The sequence below is a fragment of the Roseovarius halophilus (ex Wu et al. 2025) genome (assembly GCF_047086965.1).
Window position 1 is genome coordinate 1 of record NZ_JBKOTX010000280.1, and the last position, 5,361, is coordinate 5,361.

Below are 5,361 nucleotides of genomic sequence, written 5' to 3' on the forward strand. Positions count from 1 at the left end.
CCAGCCGGATCGGCCCCGCGACCAGGCCCGCCGCATGGGCCACGGCCCGGCCCGCCTGCGCCGCGATCCCTGCAAGCCGGGCCTCGGGGGCAAGTGGATAACTGGGCAGGGCTACGGCCCATCCCAGCGCCAGCGGTCCGGCCGCCAGGTGCGACCACGTGGATTTGTCGAAGGCGCGCCAGTAGCCGCCGTGCACAAAGACCACCAGCCCGCGCGCCGCGGCATCGGGCGTGAAGAGGTCCAGCCGCGCGCGTGACCCCGCGCCGTAGGCGATGTCGCACCGGCCGCGGGCCTGGGCGCGAAAGGCCTCTGCCGCCGCCTGCCAGCGCGGCGTGTAATCCTCGGCCCCCACGATATAGTCGCCGTTGGCGAAGGCGTCTTCCCAGTCGATGCCGCTGTCGTCCGCCATGCGTTCCCCCCAAGTCGGGCGCAGCCTGCGCCGCGCCGCCGCCCCTGTCCAGACCTTCGCGTGTTTCCATCCGCGCGCGATCTTGCTACCCCCGTGTCGAACCACAGCCGGAGACAAGCGATATGGGCGTGCCCCTGCCGAGAAAAGACCTCTTCGAGATCCCGCCGGGGGTCATCTACCTTGACGGCAACTCGCTTGGCGTGCTGCCCAAGGGTGCCGCGGCCCGCGCGACACGGGTCATCGAAGAGGACTGGGGGCAGGCGCTGATCCGGGCCTGGAACAGCGCGGGCTGGATGGACCTGTCGCGCGTGGTGGGCGACGAGATCGCCGCGCTGATCGGCGCGCCCGCCGGGTCGGTCGCCACGGGCGATACCCTGTCGATCAAGGTCTACCAGGCGCTGGACGCGGCGCTCAAGATGCGGCCTGACCGCCGGGTGATCCTGTCGGACAGCGGCAATTTCCCGTCCGACCTCTACATGGCGCAGGGGCTGATCGGCACCATCGGCAAGGGTCACGACCTGCGCACCCCCGACCCGGAGGCGGTCGAGGCGGCCATCACCGAGGAGGTTGCCGTGGTCATGCTGACCCAGGTGGATTATCGCACGGGGCGACTTCACGACATGGACCGGATCACCCGGGCTGCCCATGCGGCCGGCGCGGTGATGATCTGGGATCTCGCGCATAGCGCCGGGGCGATGGACCTGGACATTGCCGGATCGAATGCGGACTTCGCAGTGGGCTGCACCTACAAGTATCTCAACGGCGGGCCCGGCGCGCCCGCCTTCATTTATGCCCGCCCCGATCTGGTGGGCGGGATCGACCCGGCACTGGCGGGCTGGCTGGGCCATGCCGCGCCCTTCGCCATGGAGCCCGCCTATCGCCCCGCCATGGCCACCGAACGGCTGCGCGTGGGCACGCCCCCGGTGCTGCAACTGGCGGTGCTGCAAGAGGCGCTGCGCGTCTGGGAGGGGGTCGACATGGCCGATTTGCGCGCGGCCTCGCAGCGGCTGGGCGATCTCTTCATCGCCGAGGTCGAGGCGCGCTGCCCCGCGCTGACCCTCGCCTCGCCGCGGGATGCGGAGGAACGGGGCAGTCAGGTCTCTTTCGCCTTCGAGAACGGTTATGTGGCCATGCAGGCGCTGATCGATCGGGGCGTGATCGGCGATTTCCGCGCACCGGACATCATGCGGTTCGGCTTCACGCCGCTTTACCTGGACGAGGGCGACGTGATCGCCGCGGCCGAGACGCTTCAGGACGTGCTGGAAACCGGGGCCTGGCAAGACCCGAGATACCAGGCGCGCGGCCGCGTGACCTGATCGCGGCCACGGGGCCTTGCCAATGCGGCGGCGCGCGGTGATCCTGTCGGGCAAAGAGGAGGACGGATGCGCCGGATCGCGATTCTGCTGGGGCTCTGGGCCGGAATGGCCGGGGCCGAGGGCCTGCCCGACCCGCTGAGGGATGCGGATTTCCCGCCCGTGGACATGGACGAGGCCCGGTTGGGCCAGCTGCTTTTCTACGACCCCATTCTGTCGGGCAACAAGGAGGTCTCCTGCGCGACCTGCCATCACCCGCGCCTTGGCACTTCGGACGGGCTGAGCCTTGGCATCGGGGACGGCGGCGCGGGCCTTGGCCCCGACCGGGTGGCCGACCCCGACAACCTGCCCGAGCAGCGTGTGCCGCGCAATGCGCCGGGCCTGTTCAACCTCGGGGCGCGGCAGGTTCGGGTCCTTTTCCACGATGGTCGGATCGAGCGCGACGAGACCCGCGCCTCGGGCTTTCGAACGCCCATGGGCCCCGAGATGGAACAGGGCTTCGACGGGCTGCTGTCGGCGCAGACCATGTTTCCGGTGCTCTCGGCCGACGAGATGGCGGGGCACTACGGCGAGAACGCCATTTCCAAGGCCGTGCGCACCGGGCGCATCACCGGGCCGGGCGGCGCCTGGGACCTGCTGGCGCGGCGCGTGGCGGCGCTGCCCGAGTACCGGCGCCGCTTTGCTCAGGTTTATGGCCTCGCGCCCGAAGAGATCCATTTCACCGACATCTCCAACGCCATCGCGGTTTTCATGGCGCAGGAGTGGCGTTCGGATACCGCGCCGTTCGATGCCTACCTGCGCGGGCAGGGGGCCTTGCCCGACCCGGCCATGGCCGGGCTGCGGCTGTTCTACGGTGACGCGGGCTGCGCCGATTGCCACAGCGGCCCGATGCTGACCGACCAGCGGTTTCACGCCATGGGCGATGTGCAGATCGGGCCGGGCAAGGCGACAAGTTTCGAGAGCCACGCGCGCGACACGGGGCGGATGCGGGTGACCGGCGATCCCGACAACGCCCATGCCTTTCGCACGCCGTCGCTGCGCAACGTCGCGCTGACCGCGCCCTATGGCCATGCCGGGGCCTATGCCGACCTGGCCGCCTACCTGCGTCACCACGCCGATCCGGTGGCGGGGCTGGAGGACTATGACAGGGATCAGGCGGTGCTGCCGGAGCTGGGGGTCGAGGACTGGCGCATTCTGGAAGACCCCGCCGAGGTTGCCGCCATCGCCGGGGCCGTCTCGCGCGCGCCGCTGGACCTGAAGCAGGCGGATGTCGCGGCGCTCGTCGCCTTTCTCGAGTCTCTGACCGATCCGGTGGCCCTGTCCGGGCGGCTTGGCGTGCCCGACACCGTGCCCAGCGGCCTGCCGGTGGCGCAACCGCTCAGCGCTGCAGCGTCACCTGTCGATTGACGCCCGCGGGCGCGTGGTGCGTGCGGCTGCCGTCGGGCCAGGTCACCGTGATCTCGACCGCCGCCACCGCCCCCAGACCGAAGTGCAAGGGTCCGGCCACGCCGCCCGCGTGTCCGCCGCCGATGCTGACCTCCTGTTCCTCCGACCAGTCCGCGCCCGCGACCCGAACCCTCGCGCCCACGGCGCGCGCATTGCTGCCGTTCTGGCGCAGCGTAACCTCCAGCCAGTTGCCTGTCTGCGGCGTGACATTGCGGTAAAGCTCGGCCCCGGCGCGTCGGTTGACCACCACCAGGTCCAGCCGCCCGTCACCGTCGAGATCGGCCATCGCCGCCCCACGGCTGCGCGCGGGGCTGGCCACGCCGGCGGCAACCGAGCGTTCTGCGAAACTGCCGTCGGCCTGTTGCATCAGCAGCGAATTGGGGTCTTCCATCGCCATGCCGGGCATCTGGTCCACGTTGCCCTTGGCGATGAAGAGATCCGCGCGCCCGTCGTTGTCGACGTCGCCGAACTGGGCGTGCCAGCCGGTCGAGGGGCGCCCGTCCTCGCCCGTATGCGGGCGGTGGGCCGTGGTGCCCATCTCGAAGGGGGCGCTGACATAGCCGCCATCGCGCGCCAGCCGCAGGTTCTGATCGCCCATGGAGGTCAGCATGACCTCGTCGCGCCCGTCATCGTCCAGGTCGCGCGCGGCGATCCCCATGCCCCAGAGCATGGGCGGATCGTAGCCGTCCTGCGGGCCCAGAAAGCGCTGCTCGGCGATATCCCAAAGCTGCTCGGCCCCGTCGCGGACATAGTAGTGCCGGTCGTTGGACAGGCGCAGCGTCAGTTGCCCGCGTGCATCCTGCGCGGCCAGCATGGACAGCGGGCAATACCCGGGGGTCAGTGCCTGCGCGTCCCAACCCTCGGGGCTGGGCGTCAGGATCGCGTTTGCGTCACAGGCGCCGAATGGTCCGTCGGGATCGGCGCGGTCCACGTAATTGCCCACGGCCAGCGTCGGCCGCATGGCGCCCGGCGCCCACCAGGCGGTAAAGGCGGTGGTCCAGCCGTCGCCCCCCTCGGGCAGGCCCAGGGCCTCGGTCGCCACTTCGAATCGGCAGTCGCCGAGCCCGCGCAGGGCGACATTCGGCCCTGCGCGCATCACGAAGAGGTCAAGCGTACCGTCCGCGTCCAGGTCGACGGGATAGGCCCCGGTCACCCCGGTCAGCGCGCCGGCGGGGCCGGGCAGGGGCTGCGGCGCGAAATCCATCCCGCCGCGGTTCACCATCAGCTGTGTGGGTTTCTCTCCACCGGCCAGGACCAGATCCGGGCGGGCATCTGCGTTACAATCCATGACCGAGACACCGCCGCCCACGAAATGCTCCCACCCCCCGGTATAGACATGATCGGCAACCGGGCCGGGGACGGGGTCAAAGCGCGGCCCGGCCGCCAGAGGAGAGGCGGTCAGCAGGGCCAGCAAGACGATTGAGCGCCTCACGAGGCCGCCTCGCCCAGCAGGCGGTCTGTCTCGACCGAGAGCGCCAGCGCCGTCGCGCCGCGCGCCCAGACCAGATCGCCCCAGGCGTGGATCTCGACCCGGGCGGGGGCGCGCTTGTCGTCCAGGGCCTGGGCGGTCATCTCGGCCAGCACTTCCTCGGCATAGAGGTAGTCATAGCGCATCCGTGCTCCCGACAGGATGATGAGTTCGGGATCGAACAGCTGCACCACATTGGCCAACCCCAGCGAAAGATAGCGCCCCGCCCGCCGAAAGATCGTGGCGGCGGCGCGGTTGCCCGCCTTGGCCTCGTCGAACAGCCGGTCAAGCAGGTCGCCCGGGGCCACTTGCGCCGTGCTGCCGGGGGGCAGCGCTGTAGCGGCCTCGCGCAGCAGCGCATAGTCGGCGACATAGGCCTCCAGGCAGCCGCGCCGCCCGCAGCGGCACAGGGCGCCATCCAGTTGCACCTTGGTATGGCCCAGCTCCAGCCCCATGCCGCGCGCCCCGCGATACAGCCGGTTGCCAAGCACCAGCCCCATGCCAACGCCCTGTTCGATGGTGACCACCGCGAAGTCGGCCTTGCACCGCCCCGCGCCGAACCACAGTTCGGCCAGGGTCAGCATGTTGACGTCATTGTCCAGATGCACCGGCAGGCCCAGGCGGGCCTCCAGCGCGGCCTTCAGCGGTGCGCCGCGCCGGGCCAGGAAGGGCGACCAGGCCACCGTGCCTTGCGCGTGTTCGACCAGCCCGGCCAGGCCGACCCC

General features: G+C 70.7%; 5 protein-coding genes. 2 read left to right on the forward strand and 3 right to left on the reverse strand.

Annotated elements, in window-relative coordinates; translation table 11 throughout:
- The coding region (locus tag ACH107_RS29465; RefSeq protein WP_412509272.1) for an alpha/beta hydrolase at positions 1 to 409 on the reverse strand (409 nt) is incomplete at its 3' end.
- A gap of 122 nt (positions 410 to 531) precedes the next feature.
- Here ACH107_RS29465 and kynU point away from each other — a divergent pair.
- Both kynU and ACH107_RS29475 read left to right on the forward strand, forming a co-directional pair.
- Positions 532 to 1,725 carry a kynureninase gene (gene kynU / locus ACH107_RS29470; RefSeq protein ID WP_412509273.1) on the forward strand — a complete coding sequence of 398 codons (1,194 nt, stop codon included), beginning with the start codon at positions 532 to 534 and terminating at the stop codon, positions 1,723 to 1,725.
- Between the two features lie 66 nt (positions 1,726 to 1,791).
- Entirely contained in the window at positions 1,792 to 3,129 is a 1,338-nt protein-coding gene (locus ACH107_RS29475; RefSeq protein WP_412509274.1) for a cytochrome-c peroxidase, read from the forward strand.
- Here the strand turns inward: ACH107_RS29475 and ACH107_RS29480 are convergent.
- Both ACH107_RS29480 and ACH107_RS29485 read right to left on the reverse strand, forming a co-directional pair.
- Positions 3,101 to 4,600: a CRTAC1 family protein gene (locus ACH107_RS29480; protein ID WP_412509275.1), complete on the reverse strand. Its 1,500-nt coding sequence runs from the start codon at positions 4,598 to 4,600 to the stop codon at positions 3,101 to 3,103. The two genes, ACH107_RS29475 and ACH107_RS29480, sit on opposite strands and share 29 nt — an antisense overlap.
- On the reverse strand, positions 4,597 to 5,361 hold a 765-nt coding region (locus ACH107_RS29485), incomplete at its 5' end, for an ROK family protein (RefSeq protein ID WP_412509276.1). The genes ACH107_RS29485 and ACH107_RS29480, both read right to left, overlap by 4 nt.